This is a genomic window from Sphingomonas alba (assembly GCF_023516555.1).
GTDB classification, from domain to species: domain Bacteria; phylum Pseudomonadota; class Alphaproteobacteria; order Sphingomonadales; family Sphingomonadaceae; genus Sphingomicrobium; species Sphingomicrobium album.
On sequence record NZ_JAMGBD010000001.1, the window covers coordinates 389,937 to 405,791 of the forward strand.

The window sequence follows — 15,855 nt, forward strand, 5'->3', positions numbered from 1 at the left end:
TGTGAGGACGCATGCGCTGGGCAGAAGGTTTCATTGCCGTTGACTGGGGCACGACCAACCGCCGCGCCTGGCGGATTGCGAATGGCCGCCTAATTGAGGAGTTCGAGGACGCCAAGGGCGTGCTGTCGGTCGGGAAAAGCGAATTCCCCGCGGCGGTCGCGGAGATCCGGGAACGCTTGGGCGACTGGCCAATGCTGATGGCGGGCATGGTCGGATCGAACCGTGGCTGGGTCGAGGCGCCCTATGTGCCCTGCCCTGCCGGGCTGGATGAAGTCGCAGCGGCGCTGATTTGGGCGGAAGAAGAACGTACGGCAATCATCCCCGGCCTGTCCTGCGAACCGCCCGACGTCATGCGCGGCGAAGAAGTGCAGGTGCTGGGCGCGGTCGAGGCCGGGCTGGTGCCGGGAGACGCCTTGGTCTGCCACCCCGGCACGCACAACAAATGGGTGACTCTGAAGGGCGGACGGGTTGAGCGCTTCCGGACGGTAATGACCGGCGAGATGTTCAACCTGCTGCGTTCGCACAGCATCCTGTCGGACCTGCTGAAGGATGAAATGGCGGTCGACGACGCCTTTTGCGACGGCGTGCGGCGCGGGCTGGAGGGCGATGCTGTCACGGCGGAGTTGTTCTCGGTCCGCGCCGGCGTTTTGCTCGGACGGAGGCGGAAAGAGGACGCGACCGACTATACTAGCGGCCTGCTGATCGGCGCGGACGTTGGGTCGAGCATCCGGCATGGCGACGGCATGGTTTATGTGATGGGCCGGCCCGAGTTGACGCGGCTATATGCGGCGGCGCTGGGAGTCGCGGGCCGCGAGGCGAAGGAAATTGATGGCGAGGCGGCTTTCCTTGCCGGCATCCAGGCCATAGCAGGACGAATCTGATGCATCCGCTGTTCGACAAATATTTCGGCATGTGCCCGCTCGTCACCGTCATCCGCGGAGTCAGGCCCGGCGAGGCGGAAGCCGTGGGCGAGGCAATATTTGACAGCGGGATCCGCATCATTGAAGTGCCGATGAACTCGCCCGAGCCGCTGAAGAGCATCGAAAAGCTGGCAAAGCTGATGGGCGACCGCGCACTGATCGGCGCCGGGACGGTGCTGAACCGGCAGCAGGTTGCCGACGTGAAGGCGGCTGGCGGGCAGATCATCGTTTCGCCCAACACCAACACGGACGTCATCGCTGCGTCGGTCGAGGCCGGGCTGGTCTCCTGCCCCGGTTTCTTCACGCCGTCGGAGGGCTTTGCAGCGATCGAAGCAGGTGCGCATGCGCTGAAACTGTTCCCGGCGGAGGCCGCGACACCGGCTTACGTAAAGGCGCAGCGGGCGGTCCTGCCGAAGGAAATTTCGCTGCTGGTGGTCGGCAGCGTCAAGCCGGAGTTGATGGGTGCATGGATCGAGGCCGGCGCCAATGGCTTCGGGCTTGGGTCGGGCGTTTTCAAGCCGGGCAAGAGCGTCGATGAGGTGCGTGAGAGCGCCCGCGCATATGTGGCCGCTTTGCCGCGATGAAGCCGATAGGCATTGCGATCATCGGCTACGGCAAGATCGCTGCCGACCAGCATGTCCCGTCGATTGGGAAGAACGACCGGTTTGAGCTGCTTGCGACGTCGAGCCGGTCCGGACAGGGCGTGGCGCGGACTTTCACCGACTGGCGGCAAATGATCCGCGAGGTCGAAGGACTGGAAGCGGTGGCGATCACGACGCCGCCGGGACCGAGGCTGGAGATCGCGCAGGAGTGCGCGGCGGCAGGACTCCATATCCTGCTGGAAAAACCGCCTGCCGCGACGATCAGCGAGGCCGAGCTATTTCGCGTAATTGCTGCGCAACATGAGGTGACTCTCTTCGCGACCTGGCACGCCCGATATAATCCGGCGGTGTTCGCCGCCGCGGACCTCTTGAGCGGCAAGACGGTCTCGTCGCTTCGGATCATCTGGCACGAAGACGTCCACAAATGGCACCCGGGCCAGGACTGGATCTGGGAACCGGGCGGATTCGGGGTGTTCGATCCCGGCATCAATGCCCTGTCGATTGCGACCGCAATCATGCCGCAGCCTTTGTTCGTCAAATCGGCGGACCTGCAGGTGCCGGAAAACGCGCAGACGCCGATCGCGGCGGAGGTGAGCTTCGGCGGCAATCTCTCCGCCAGCCTCGACTGGCGGCGCAGTGAGGGCGAGGAATGGACGATCCACGTCGAGACCGACGACGGGTTGGTGGTAAGGCTTGAAAAGGGTGGCGCGGACCTCATCGTCAACGGCGTCGCCCAGCCTTCCGAAGGCATGGGCGAATATCCGTCCGTCTACACTCGCTTTGTTGACCTGATCGACAACCGCCGTAGCGACGTCGATCTGACGCCGCTCAGGCTGGTGGCAGATTGCCTGCTGGTCGGGCGCACGCATCGCACCGATCCTGTGGAGCGGACGTGACGCGCAGCTGGACGTTCGCGATCGACCGTGGGGGCACGTTCACCGACATCGTCGCCCACGCGTCGGATGGTACTGTGCGCGTCGGTAAATTGCTGTCCGAAAATCCCGGCCAATATGAGGATGCGGCGCTGGAGGGCATCGCCCGCATCCTTGCCGAAGAAGGCGGGACATTGCGCGAAGTGCGCATGGGCACGACGGTCGCCACCAACGCCTTGCTGGAGCGCAAGGGCGAAAAGCTGGCGTTGGCGATCACCAAGGGGTTCGGGGACGCGCTGCGGATTGGCTACCAGGCGCGGCCGGAGATTTTTGCGCGCAACATCATACTGCCCTCGATGCTGTACGAGGCGGTGATCGAGATCGATGAGCGGATCGGCGCGGACGGGGCGGTTATCCGCAAGCTCGACGATGACGCGGCGCGCAGCCAGCTACAGGCCCTTCGCGACGCCGGTTACGATGCTCTCGCTATCGTCCTCGTCCATGGCTGGAAGCACCGAAGTCACGAGGAGCGCCTCGCCCGCATGGCCCGCGAGCTCGGGTTCACGCAGGTTTCGGTCAGCTACGAAGTTGCGCCGCTGATCAAGCTGATTGGTCGCGGCGATACGACGGTGGTGGATGCCTATCTGTCACCGGTCCTGCGTCGTTACGTCGACCGGGTTGCGGCGGGTTTAGGCCCGGACGCGCGGCTCAATTTCATGCAGTCGAACGGCGGCCTGACCGATGCGTGGAGCTTCCGCGGCAAGGACGCGATCCTGTCCGGGCCCGCAGGCGGGGTCGTCGGCATGGTCGCGGCTAGCGCACCCCACGAAGCGGAGCATCTCATCGGCTTCGACATGGGCGGGACGTCAACCGACGTCTCGCACTACGGCGGGCATTTCGAGCTCGGCGACGAGAATATGGTCGCGGGCGTCCGAATCCGCGCGCCGATGATGCAGATCCACACGATCGCAGCCGGCGGCGGGTCGATCTGCCGCTTCGACGGCATGCGCTTCCGGGTCGGCCCGGAGTCCGCGGGCGCACGCCCCGGCCCCGCCTGTTACCGCGCTGGCGGGCCGCTGACCGTCACCGACTGCAACCTGTACCTGGGCCGCATCAGCCCGGCGCATTTCCCGCACGTCTTCGGACCGAACGGCGACGAGCCGCTGGATGCGGACGCGTCGCGAGCGCGGTTGCAGGAGGTGGCCGACGCGCTTGGCGATGGCCGCAGCCTGGAGGCAATTGCTGAAGGGTTCCTGGAGATTGCGGTCGACAATATGGCCGCGGCAATCCGGAAAATCTCGATCGCGCGCGGGCATGATGTGACGCGCTACACCCTGGCCTGTTTCGGCGGCGCGGGCGGTCAGCATGCCTGCCGGGTCGCCGACGAGCTCGGCATGGAGCGCATCCTGATCCACCCCTTCGCGGGCGTGTTGTCGGCCTATGGCATCGGGCTGGCCGAACTGAAGAGCATCCGCGACGCCAGCTGGCTGAAGCCATTGGGCGAGGATTTCGCGGTCGGGCTTGCCGCTCTGGAGCAGGTCGCAAGGCACGACCTGGTGGACCAGGGTGTCGAGGATACACGCATCGCCTTCCGTCGCCGCGCCAAGCTGCGTGCGCCGGGCAGCGACACGACCATCGAAGTCGATGTCGGCGAACCGGCCAGGATGCGCGAGACATTCGAGGCCCTGCACCGCAAGCGCTTCGGCTATGTCGAGGATGACGAACCGATCATCGAGACGCTGTCGGTCGAAGCGGTCGCCGGGACGGACACGGAATTCCTTGCTCCTTCCTCGCCCGGTGCGGGGGCGTCGCCGGTCGAGGCGGACGGCTGGATTGCTTACCAGCGGGATGAATTGGCGGCAGACCAGCGCGTCGACGGCCCAGCCCTGATCCTCGAGGTGGCATCGACGACGGTCGTCGAGCCGGGCTGGCAGGCGAAACGCGGAGCGGACGGGACCTTGATCCTGACGCGAACAGTACCGCTGCAGCGCGAACGGGCCATCGGCACGAGTGTCGACCCGGTGCGGCTGGAGATTTTCAACAACCTTTTCATGGCGATTGCCGAGGAGATGGGCGTCGCGCTGCAGTCCACAGCGACGAGCGTGAACATCAAGGAACGGCTCGATTTCTCCTGCGCAATTTTCGACGCGTCGGGCGCGCTGATCGCCAACGCACCGCACATTCCTGTGCACCTGGGTTCGATGGGCGAGAGCATCCGGACGATCATCGACACGCGCGGCGAGGCACGCGACGGACGCGGCATAAGGCGGGGCGACGCCTATGTGCTGAATGACCCCTATCGCGGCGGAACGCATTTGCCGGACGTCACGGTGATCGTGCCAGTCTTCTACGGCGACGAAGTCGAGCCGTCGGCGTTCGTCGCGGCGCGCGGACACCATTCCGACATCGGCGGGATCGCGCCGGGGTCGATGCCGCCGGACAGCCGGACGATCGGCGACGAAGGCGTGCTGATCGACAATGAATTGCTTGTCGACGAGGGCCATTTCCGAGAGAAGGAAATGCGGGCGCTTCTGGCGAGCGGCGAACATCCGGCGCGCAATCCGGACCGCAACATTTCCGACCTGAAGGCGCAGCTGGCGGCCTGTATCCGCGGCGCGGAAGGGCTGGTCGATACGGCGAAGGACTACGGATCGCAAGTCGTCGCCGCATATATGAGCCATGTCCTCGCCAATGCCGAGGAATCGGTGCGGCGGCTGCTGGGCCGGCTCGACGATGGCGAGTTCGCCTATGAAATGGACAATAAAGCGATTGTCCGCGTGCGCATCACCATCGACAAGGCGGCGCGGTCGGCGACCTTCGATTTTACCGGCACCAGCGACCAGCTCGGCGACAATTTCAACGCGCCATTCTCGATCGTGCGCGCGGCGTCGCTCTACGTCGTACGGACCTTGATCGACGATGTGATCCCGATGAATGACGGCTGCCTTAGACCGATCCAGATCATCGTGCCCGAGGGCTCGATGCTGAACCCCGCCTTCCCCGCCGCCGTCGTCGCCGGCAATGTCGAAACCAGCCAGGTCGTCACCGACACCTTGTTCGCGGCGACCGGACGGCTGGCGCCGAGCCAGGGAACGATGAACAATTTCACCTTCGGCAACGAGCGCTACCAATATTACGAGACGGTCTGCGGCGGCGCCGGTGCCGGCCCGGACTTCGACGGTGCGAGCGCGGTCCAAACGCATATGACCAACAGTCGGCTGACCGATCCTGAAATCTTGGAGGCGCGGCTGCCGGTGCGGTTGGAGGAATTCTCGATCCGCCGTGGTTCGGGAGGCAAAGGGGAGCACAAGGGCGGCGACGGCACGGTCCGAAGAGTCACATTCCTGGAGCCGATGCGCGCCAACATCCTAGCCGACCGCCGTCGCGTGCCGCCGAGCGGGTTGAAGGGCGGCGAGGACGCCCTCCCCGGCCGCAACTGGGTTGAGCGCACGGACGGTTCGACGCAGGTTCTCACGGCAACGGAATCGGCCGATGTCGGTGCCGGCGACCGCTTCGTCATCGAGACGCCCGGCGGCGGCGGGTTTGGGAGAGCGGGAGGATGATCGATTACTGGCCGCTGATCGGCATATTGCTGGTAGTCATCGGCTTTGCGCTGAAGTTCAACCCGATGCTGGTTGTAACGGTGTCGGCGATCGTCACCGGCCTGATCGCGGGCATGGGCCCGGTCGAAGTCGTCTCGACCTTCGGCAAGGCGTTCAACGACAACCGGATCATCGCCATCGTCTGGATCGTTCTGCCGGTCATTGGCCTGCTTGAACGATACGGCCTGCAGCAGCGCGCCGCCGCCCTGATCCGCAAGATGAAGGGCGCCACCGTCGGGCGATTACTGCTCTTTTACCTGATTTACCGGCAGGCGACGTCGGCCATCGGCCTGCAATCGACCGCTGGCCATCCGCAGACCGTGCGGCCTTTGGTGGCGCCAATGGCCCTCGCCGCCGCTGAGCAGCAGCATGGCGAATTGAGCGATGACGAGGCCGAGAGCGTGAAGGCCTATGCCGCCGCCACCGACAATGTCGGCCTGTTCTTCGGCGAAGACATCTTCATCGCCATCGGCTCGATCGTCCTGATCCAGCAGATCCTGTCGACTTACGGCTACAATCTGTCGCCACTGCATTTGGCCTTGTGGGCAATCCCGACGGCGATTTGCGCCTTCCTGATCCATGGCGCGCGGCTGCTGTTGTTCGACCGCCGGTTCGCGAGGCGCGGCCGATGATCACCATGCATTGGCTCTATTTGCTCGCGGGCGCGATGTTCGCCGTCTTCGCGCTCCTGTCCGCGCTGGACCGCAGCCATTCGAAGCGTTTCGGCAATGCAGCCTTCTGGGGCTTGATGGCGCTCAGCCTGCTGGCCGGCGACCTGATCGGCGATTTCGGCAACGGCCTGCTGGTGCTCGGCCTCGCCGGGCTCGCGGGCTTCGGATTCATCGGCCGCAGCTATCCGCCGACGACATCGGTCGAAGAACGGCAAGGCTGGTCCGAGAAACTCGGCAACAAGCTGTTCCTGCCCGCTCTTATCATTCCGGTCACGGCGTTGGTCGGTACCCTGATCTACAATTACACGCCGCTCGGCGGCGCGGGCTGGATCGAGGCGAAGCGCGAGACCTATGTCTTCCTGGCTCTCGGCGTCCTGCTGGCGCTCGGTACGATCTTTGTGTGGTTGAAGCCGCCGGCGATCGCCCCGTTCCAGGAGGGCCGCAGGCTGATCGATGCCATCGGCTGGGCGGCCGTACTGCCGCAGATGCTGGCGGCGCTGGGCGTATTGTTCGCCGCTGCGGGCGTGGGCGACGCCATTGGCGCGCTTAGCCGGATGGTGATCCCCGAGGGCAATGTCTTCCTGACCGTCGTCATCTTCGGGCTTGGAATGGCGATCTTCACCATGGTGATGGGCAACGCGTTTGCCGCCTTCCCGGTGATGGCGGCGGCGACCGGCGTGCCGTTGCTCATCCAGCATTATCACGGCGATCCTGCCGTGATTGGAGCGATCGGCATGCTCGCCGGTTTCTGCGGGACGTTGATGACCCCCATGGCCGCCAACTTCAACCTGGTGCCGGCGGCGCTGCTGGAATTGAAGGATCAATATGGCGTGATCCGCGCGCAGGTGGCGACGGCGCTGCCGCTGCTCGTCGTCAACATCCTCCTCATCTACCTCTTGGCGTTCCGATGAAGCTCGACCCGCAAATCGCCGGCGAATGGGCGCGCATCGCGCTCGGCCATGTGACGCGTGAATATCCGCACAAGCTCGACCAGGTGCTGCTTGGCGATGACGACCTCGCGCCGCCGCGCGTGCTGCACCCGATCTTCTTCGGCAGCTTCGACTGGCACAGTTGCGTTCATGGCTGGTGGAGCCTGCTGACGCTCAGGCGGCTGTTTCCCAACAGTGTGGAAGCCGCGCGGATCGCTTCGCTGGCCGACGACAGCTTCACGCCCGTAAAGGTCGCGGCTGAACTGGCCTTTCTCGACCGGCCTTATTCGGCGACCTTCGAACGGCCTTACGGCTGGGGCTGGCTGCTCTATCTTCACCTCGAAGCGACACGCCATGCCGATAGGCATTGGGCAGCGCTGATCGAGCCCTTGGCCCGCGCCTTTGCCGATCGGTTCAAGACGTACCTCCCGAAGCTCACCTATCCCATCCGCGTCGGCACCCATTTCAACACGGCTTTCGGGTTGGTCCTGGCGCTGGAATGGGCGGACCGGTTCGACGCCGGCCTCGCGGTGCTGATCCGGGACTGGGCAGCCGAGAAATATTCGAACGACCGGGATTGCCAGGCCTGGGAACCGGGCGGCGACGAGTTCCTGTCCTCGGCCCTGATCGAGGCCTTGTGCATGGCCCGCGCTTTGCCCGCCGATCGTTTCGGCGACTGGCTCGCGGCCTTCCTGCCGCGATTGTCCCAAGGTGAACCAATCTCGCTGTTCACCCCGGCCTTCGTCAGCGATCGCAGCGATGGCAAGATCGCACACCTAGACGGGGTCAATCTCAGCCGCTCATGGTGTTGGAGGATACTTGCCCAACATCTTGAAGGGGAAGCGAAAACTCGGGTCGAGAGCGCTTGCGAACAGCACTTGGCTGCGGCCCTGCCCCACCTCGCCGGCGACTATATGGGCGAGCACTGGCTCGTCAGTTTCGCGCTCCTCGCCATTCTCTAGGGAACATTCCTTAAGCACGACTGTTTGAAACAGGCGCGTAACGAGCGGGGGCCGGGAAATAATTGTATCTAGTCAATGGCTTGGCCTTTGCTATGTTGAGCGCTCCGGCAGCCGGGGGGCTGCCTTCATCCTGGGTGGGGGGAGAGTAGCTTAGCGAAGGATTCAGCCGGTGAACGCCAACCCCCCGCGTGAGTTCGTCGACCGTCGTCGGCTTGTGTCTGCGTTGCGCGCGCTCCGTCGCGGCGACTTCAGCGTCCGGCTGCCCGAGGACTCAGACGACGTCGACCAGGAAGTCGCGACCCTGTTCAACGAGGTCGTGACGCTCAACCAGCAGATCACGCAAGAATTTGAACGTCTCAGCCAGGTCGTCGGCAAGGAAGGCAAGATCGGCCAGCGCGCCCGCGTCCGCGGCGCCAGCGGCGGCTGGGAAACCAAACTGCGCGCCGTCAACGAGCTGATCGACGACATGGTGCAGCCGACGGCCGAAGTCGCGCGCGTCATCGGGGCGGTCGCCAAGGGCGACCTGTCGCAGTCCATGGTCGTGGAGATCGACGGGCGCCCATTGCGTGGCGAATTCCTGCGCATCGGCAAGATTGTGAATACGATGGTGGAGCAGCTCGGCTCCTTCGCATCCGAAGTGACCCGCGTGGCGCGCGAAGTCGGCACCGAGGGCAAGCTGGGCGGCCAGGCGAACGTGAAGGGCGTTGCCGGCACCTGGAAGGACCTCACCGACAACGTCAACGCCATGGCGACCAACCTCACCAGCCAGGTGCGCAACATCGCCGAGGTGACGACCGCCGTCGCCAGCGGCGACTTGTCCAAGAAAATCACGGTGGACGTGAAGGGCGAAATCCTCGAGCTCAAAAACACCATCAACACGATGGTGGACCAGTTGAACTCATTCGCATCCGAAGTGACCCGCGTGGCCCGCGAGGTCGGCACCGAAGGTAAATTGGGCGGCCAGGCGCGCGTCGAAGGCGTCGGCGGTACGTGGAAGGATCTGACCGATAACGTCAACTTGATGGCCGCGAACCTCACCGGCCAGGTGCGCAATATCGCCGAGGTGACGACCGCCGTGGCGCGCGGCGACTTGTCCAAGAAGATCACAGTGGACGTGCGCGGCGAAATTTTGGAGCTGAAAGACACCATCAACGTCATGGTGGACCAGCTCAACGGCTTCGCGTCGGAAGTGACGCGCGTTGCCCGCGAGGTCGGCACCGAAGGTAAATTGGGCGGCCAGGCGCAGGTTCCCGGCGTCGCAGGCACCTGGGCCGACTTGACCGATAATGTGAACCTCATGGCCGCGAACCTGACGGGCCAGGTCCGCAACATCGCCGAGGTGACGACCGCCGTCGCCAAGGGCGACTTGTCCAAGAAGATCACCGTCGACGTGAAGGGCGAAATCCTCGAGCTCAAGGACACCATCAACGTCATGGTGGACCAGCTGAACGGCTTCGCCTCCGAGGTGACGCGCGTTGCCCGCGAAGTGGGCTCGGAAGGCAAGCTCGGCGGCCAGGCGCAGGTGGAAGGCGTCGCCGGCACCTGGGCCGACTTGACGGACAGCGTGAACCTGATGGCCGGCAATCTGACCGGACAGGTCCGCAACATCGCCGAGGTGACCACCGCCGTGGCGCGCGGCGACTTGTCGAAGAAGATCACCGTCGACGTGAAGGGCGAGATCCTCGAGCTCAAAAACACGATCAATACGATGGTGGATCAGCTCAACGGCTTCGCATCCGAAGTGACCCGCGTTGCTCGCGAAGTCGGTACGGAAGGCAAGCTTGGCGGTCAGGCGCAGGTTGAGGGCGTCGCCGGCACCTGGGCCGATTTGACCGACAATGTGAACCTGATGGCCGCCAACTTGACCGGCCAGGTCCGCAACATCGCCGAAGTGACCACGGCGGTCGCCCGCGGCGACTTGTCGAAGAAGATCACCGTCGACGTGAAGGGCGAAATCCTTGAGCTCAAGGACACCATCAACGTCATGGTGGACCAGCTCAACTCCTTCGCATCCGAAGTGACCCGCGTGGCGCGCGAAGTGGGTTCGGAAGGCAAGCTAGGCGGTCAGGCGCAGGTGGAAGGCGTCGCCGGAACCTGGGCCGACTTGACCGACAACGTGAACCTCATGGCCGCGAACCTGACGGGTCAGGTCCGCAACATCGCCGAAGTGACGACTGCGGTGGCGTTGGGCGACCTTTCCAAGAAGATCACAGTCGACGTGAAAGGCGAAATCCTCGAGCTCAAAAACACCATCAATACGATGGTGGACCAGTTGAACTCATTCGCTTCCGAGGTGACGCGTGTTGCGCGCGAGGTCGGCACGGAAGGCAAGCTCGGCGGCCAGGCGCAGGTGCGCGGTGTTGCCGGCACGTGGAAGGACTTGACCGACAACGTCAACCTGATGGCCGACAATTTGACCGGCCAGGTCCGCAACATCGCCGACGTGACCACCGCCGTGGCGCGCGGCGACTTGTCGAAGAAGATCACCGTCGACGTGAAGGGCGAAATCCTCGCCCTCAAGAACACGATCAACACCATGGTCGACCAGCTCAACGGCTTCGCGTCGGAAGTGACGCGCGTCGCCCGCGAGGTCGGCACCGAGGGCAAGCTGGGCGGCCAGGCCAAGGTGCCGGGCGTCGGCGGCACGTGGAAGGATTTGACCGACAACGTCAACCTGATGGCGACCAACCTCACCAACCAGGTCCGCGGCATCGCCGAGGTCGTGACCGCGGTGGCGCAGGGCAACCTCCGTCGCAAGTTGACGCTGGACGCCAAGGGCGAAATCGCGGCGCTGGCCGAAACCATCAACTTCATGATCGAGACTTTGTCGACCTTCGGCGACCAGGTGACCAACATGGCCCGCGAAGTCGGCATCGAAGGTCGCCTCGGCGGACAGGCCCGCGTGCCGGGCGCCGCCGGCCTGTGGCGCGACCTTACCGACAACGTGAACCAGCTGGCCGCGAACCTGACCAACCAGGTCCGATCGATCGCCGAAGTGGCGACCGCGGTGACCAAGGGCGACCTCACCCGCTCCATCGCCGTCGAGGCGCAGGGCGAAATGGCGGCGCTCAAGGACAACATCAACGAGATGATCCGCAACCTGAAGGATCAGACTCTCAAAAATGCCGAGCAGGACTGGCTCAAGACCAACCTCGCCCGCTTCAGCCGCATGCTTCAGGGCGAACGCGACATGGCGACAGTGTCGAACCTCATCATGTCGGAACTCGCGCCGTTGGTCGGTGCGCAGTACGGCGTCTTCTACGTCACGCAGCGCGACGAAGACGATACCAAGCTGGAGCTGGTCGCGAGCTACGGCGCCGAGAGCCCCGACCAGCTGAAGCGTGAGTTCAAGCTTCGCGAAGGGCTGATCGGACAGTCCGCGGCCGACAAGAAACCGATCCTGCTGAAGGATGTCCCGCCCGACTTCCTGCGCATCGGATCAGGCCTTGGCGCTGCGACGCCGAGCAACGTCACTATCCTCCCCGCCTTGTTCGAGGATGAAGTGCGCGCGGTCATCGAGCTGGCCTCGTTCAACGAGTTCAATGAGACTCACCAGAGCTTCCTGAACCAGCTGATGGAATCGGTCGGCATCGTCTTGAACACGATTGCCGCGACGATGCGCACCGAAGGCCTGCTGACCCAGTCGCAGCTTCTCACCCAGGAGCTCCAGGCGCGACAGACCGAGCTCACGACCAAGCAGGAAGAACTGCACAACACCAATGAGGAGCTTCAGGAGAAAGCCCAGCTCCTCGAGAACGAGAAGAAGCAGGTCGAAGCCAAGAATATCGAAATCGAAATGGCCCGCCGCGCGGTCGAGGAGAAGGCGGAGCAGCTCGCCCTTACCTCCAAGTACAAGTCCGAGTTCCTGGCCAACATGTCCCACGAACTGAGGACGCCGCTCAATTCCCTGCTGATCCTGTCGAAGCTGCTGGCGGACAATCCGCAAGGCAACCTCAACGACAAGCAGACCGAATTCGCGCGGACGATCAACTCGGCGGGTTCGGACTTGCTGAGCCTCATCAACGACATCCTCGATCTGTCGAAGATCGAGTCCGGCACGGTGTCGATCGAGATCGGCGACATGCCGATGCGCAACCTGAAGCAGCACATGGAGCGCACGTTCCGCCAGCTGGCCACCGACAAGGCGCTCGACTTCCGTGTCGAGTTCGATGCCGACCTTCCGGACACCATCCGCACCGACGACAAGCGACTGCAGCAGGTCGTCCTCAATCTGCTATCCAACGCCTTCAAGTTCACCTCGCAAGGCAGCGTCACGCTCGGCGTGCACCTTGCGGCGAGCGGTTGGAGCCCAAGCCATCCGGTCTTGCGCACCGCGGAGCAGGCGATCGAAATCTCGGTCACCGACACCGGCATCGGCATTCCCGAGGACAAGCAGAAGCTCATCTTCGAGGCTTTCCAGCAGGCCGACGGTACGACCAGCCGCAAATATGGCGGCACCGGCCTTGGCCTCTCCATCAGCCGCGAAATCGCCCGCCTGATCGGCGGTGAGCTGAAGGTGAAATCGAAGCCGGGCGAAGGCTCGACCTTCTCCCTGTTCGTGCCGTTGCAGGTGGCGCCGGTACCGAACGCGGCGACGGCAGCGACCCCTGCCCGCTACGACAATAGCGGCGCGGTCGTGCCGACGGCGTTGCCGACCGGCTACGAAGTGAGCGACGACCGCGACGACCTCGGCAACGACGCGTTCGTGCTGATCGTCGAGGACGACCCGACCTTTGCTTCGATCCTGCTCGACCTCGCCCGAGAGGCAGGATTCAAGGGCGTGGTCTCCACCGCTGGCGCGGGCACCCTAACGATGGCGCGCAAGCTCCAGCCCAATGCCATCACCCTGGACCTCGGGCTCAGCGACATCGACGGCTTCGTGCTGCTCGATTTGCTGAAGCACGACCCGGAGACCAGCCACCTGCCGATCCACGTCATCTCCGGTGTCGACCGCATCGATTCCGTGCTCGAAATGGGCGCATTCGGAATCACGGAAAAGCCGGCCGACGACAAGGAACTGGCCGCGGTCTTCACCAAGCTCAAGGACCATGTCGCCAAGCAAAAGCCGCGCAAGCGCCGTCGCGAAACCGCGGCTGACGAAACGGCCACACCAGCTACGCACAATGTCCCTGAACTCGCCGGCGCCAAGATCCTCATCGTCGATGACGACATCCGCAACATCTATTCTTTGACCAGCGTGCTCGAGAGTTATGACGTCGAGGTGCTGCACGCAGAGCGCGGCAAGGACGGCATCCTCATCCTGGAGCAAACGCCTGGCATCCACGTTGCGCTGATCGACATCATGATGCCCGACATGGACGGTTACGAGACGATGCAGCAGATCCGCAGCCGCGAAGAACTGGCCGAGGTGCCGCTGATCGCCGTCACCGCCAAGGCGATGAAGGGAGACCGGCAGAAGTGTCTCGACGCCGGAGCGTCCGACTATATCGCGAAACCTGTCGACATCGACCTGCTGCTGGCCCTGCTCCGCGTCTGGGTCGGGCGGGCGCGGGAATCCGGCCCAAAGGCCGCCTTGGTCCCGGAGGCGGCCGAGTAACATGTTGGCGCAGCGTTCACGAACCAAGCCGGCAGGGTTGAAGCCGGACGAAGCAAGGGAAGATATCCCGCGCGTGCTGGTCGTCGATGACGACGAGAAGAACCTGCTCGCGATCAGCACCGTGCTCGAGGACATTGGCGAGGTCGTCACTGCCAAGTCGGGCGAGGAGGCGCTTCGTCAGCTGCTCAAGGGTGAGTTCGCGGTCATCCTGCTCGATGTCTACATGCCTGGCCTGGATGGATACGAGACCGCGCAGATCATCCGCGAGCGCGAGCAGAGCAAGCGCATCCCCATCGTCTTCCTGTCCGCGGTGAACAAGGAAACGGCGCACCTCATCCGCGGCTATTCGATGGGCGCGGTCGACTATGTCTTCAAGCCGGTCGACCCGGTCGTGCTTCGCTCCAAGGTCGCGGTGTTCGTCGATTTGTTCGCCAAGACCCAGGAGATCGAGCGCAAGGCCCAGCAGGAGCAGGCGCTGCTCGACGCCAACCTCAGGGCCAATGCCGAGCGACTCAAGGCCGAACAGGATTTGCGCAAGGCGGAGGCGCAGCTGTTCCACGCGCAGAAGATGGATGCGATCGGCAAGCTGACCGGTGGCGTCGCGCATGACTTCAACAATCTGCTGGCGGCGGTGATCGGCGGCCTGCGGCTGATCGAGCGTCGCGCCGAGTTGCCGGAGTCGGCCCAGGAAATCATGGTCATGACGCGCCGCGCCGCCGAGCAGGGCACGGACCTGGTACGCCGCCTCCTCGCCTTCGCCCGGCGACAGCAGCTGCAGCCTACCGATATCAACGTGAAGACCCTGTCCAATGCCGTGACCGGCCTGATGTCGCCGACGCTTGGCGGCCGCCACCAGCTCGACTGGCAGATCGGCGATGATCTTTGGCACGCATTCGCCGACCCGGCCCAGCTCGAGTTGGCGATCATGAACCTCATCATCAACGCCCGCGATGCGATGAGCGACGGTGGCACGATCCAGGTGACGGCGGAAAACAAGAGCGTCGCCCGATCCCGGGAGGACGAACTGGCCAAGGGCGATTACGTCGTCCTGGCCGTCGTCGACAGCGGTTGCGGGATTGCGGCCGAGATGATCGAAAAGGTGCTTGAGCCCTTCGTTACAACGAAAGAAGCCGGCAAAGGCACCGGCCTTGGCCTCAGCATGGTTTACGGTTTCGCCAGCCAGTCGAACGGCGCCTTCCGACTGACGAGCAAGGTCGGCAAGGGAACGCGCGCGGAAATCTGGTTGCCGCGCTCCATGGCGACGGTCGTCGAGGCGAGGGAAACCCAGCCGAGGATCCTGAAGGCCAGCCGCCCGCTGCGCGTCCTTCTGGTCGACGACCATGACGAGGTGCGCGCGACAACATTCGGCATGCTGGAAGAGCTGGGTCACAGCGTCCTCGATGCCGCCAATTATACCGATGCGATGCAATTATTGAGCGGCAAGCTCGCCGACTGGGACCTGCTCGTTACCGATTATGCGATGCCCCACCAGTCGGGGACCCAGTTGGTCGATGCGGTACGCAAACTTCGCCCGGAACTGCCGGCGCTGATCATCACCGGCTATGCCGAGAACGAGGCGATCGGGGAGCGGCCGGACGATGTCGCCATTCTCGCCAAGCCCTTCACTCTGGAGGACCTGGCGCACATGATCGCTGTTGTCGCTCCCGGCGATCCGACGCCTGCGGAAATAGGTTTGCCCGTCGTCTAGAATCGTTGCGGGGCCAAACCTATATGGGCGCC

At 64.1% G+C, this 15,855-nt stretch carries 9 protein-coding genes; all 9 read left to right on the forward strand.

What is annotated here, in order from left to right:
• Nucleotides 1-11: 11 nt before the first annotated feature.
• The 9 genes from LZ536_RS02015 to LZ536_RS02055 all read left to right on the forward strand — a co-directional run bounded on the left by LZ536_RS02015 (nt 12) and on the right by LZ536_RS02055 (nt 15,823).
• Entirely contained in the window at nt 12-881 is an 870-nt protein-coding gene (locus LZ536_RS02015) for a 2-dehydro-3-deoxygalactonokinase (RefSeq protein WP_249846631.1), read from the forward strand.
• Complete coding sequence (locus tag LZ536_RS02020) at nt 881-1,504, forward strand: 2-dehydro-3-deoxy-6-phosphogalactonate aldolase (protein WP_249846632.1); 624 nt, start codon at nt 881-883, stop codon at nt 1,502-1,504. Before LZ536_RS02015 ends, LZ536_RS02020 begins: the two co-directional genes overlap by 1 nt.
• Entirely contained in the window at nt 1,501-2,418 is a 918-nt protein-coding gene (locus tag LZ536_RS02025; protein ID WP_249846633.1) for a Gfo/Idh/MocA family protein, read from the forward strand. The genes LZ536_RS02020 and LZ536_RS02025 overlap by 4 nt, the downstream gene beginning before the upstream one ends.
• Nucleotides 2,415-5,957, forward strand: a complete 3,543-nt coding sequence (locus tag LZ536_RS02030) for a hydantoinase B/oxoprolinase family protein (protein WP_249846634.1) — start codon at nt 2,415-2,417, stop codon at nt 5,955-5,957. Before LZ536_RS02025 ends, LZ536_RS02030 begins: the two co-directional genes overlap by 4 nt.
• Complete coding sequence (locus LZ536_RS02035) at nt 5,954-6,628, forward strand: DUF969 domain-containing protein (protein ID WP_249846635.1); 675 nt, start codon at nt 5,954-5,956, stop codon at nt 6,626-6,628. The genes LZ536_RS02030 and LZ536_RS02035 overlap by 4 nt, the downstream gene beginning before the upstream one ends.
• On the forward strand, nt 6,625-7,578 hold the full coding sequence (locus LZ536_RS02040) for a DUF979 domain-containing protein (RefSeq protein ID WP_249846636.1): 954 nt from the start codon (nt 6,625-6,627) through the stop codon (nt 7,576-7,578). The genes LZ536_RS02035 and LZ536_RS02040 overlap by 4 nt, the downstream gene beginning before the upstream one ends.
• The gene (locus tag LZ536_RS02045) at nt 7,575-8,558 is read left to right on the forward strand and encodes a DUF2891 domain-containing protein (RefSeq protein WP_249846637.1); all 984 of its coding nucleotides are present in this window, start codon (nt 7,575-7,577) and stop codon (nt 8,556-8,558) included. The genes LZ536_RS02040 and LZ536_RS02045 overlap by 4 nt, the downstream gene beginning before the upstream one ends.
• Before the next feature lie 169 nt (nt 8,559-8,727).
• Entirely contained in the window at nt 8,728-14,115 is a 5,388-nt protein-coding gene (locus tag LZ536_RS02050; protein WP_249846638.1) for a HAMP domain-containing protein, read from the forward strand.
• Nucleotide 14,116: 1 nt separating this feature from the next.
• Nucleotides 14,117-15,823, forward strand: coding sequence for a response regulator (locus tag LZ536_RS02055; RefSeq protein ID WP_249846639.1), 1,707 nt, complete (start codon nt 14,117-14,119; stop codon nt 15,821-15,823).
• Nucleotides 15,824-15,855: the final 32 nt, after the last annotated feature.

Bases quoted from the DNA above. Each gene is read 5' to 3' on its own strand.
- LZ536_RS02035 (WP_249846635.1), top strand. From the start codon at position 5,954: ATGATCGATTACTGGCCGCTGATCGGCATATTGCTGGTAGTCATCGGC.
- LZ536_RS02020 (WP_249846632.1), top strand. From the start codon at position 881: ATGCATCCGCTGTTCGACAAATATTTCGGCATGTGCCCGCTCGTCACC.
- LZ536_RS02025 (WP_249846633.1), top strand. From the start codon at position 1,501: ATGAAGCCGATAGGCATTGCGATCATCGGCTACGGCAAGATCGCTGCC.
- LZ536_RS02045 (WP_249846637.1), top strand. From the start codon at position 7,575: ATGAAGCTCGACCCGCAAATCGCCGGCGAATGGGCGCGCATCGCGCTC.
- LZ536_RS02040 (WP_249846636.1), top strand. From the start codon at position 6,625: ATGATCACCATGCATTGGCTCTATTTGCTCGCGGGCGCGATGTTCGCC.
- LZ536_RS02055 (WP_249846639.1), top strand. From the start codon at position 14,117: ATGTTGGCGCAGCGTTCACGAACCAAGCCGGCAGGGTTGAAGCCGGAC.
- LZ536_RS02015 (WP_249846631.1), top strand. From the start codon at position 12: ATGCGCTGGGCAGAAGGTTTCATTGCCGTTGACTGGGGCACGACCAAC.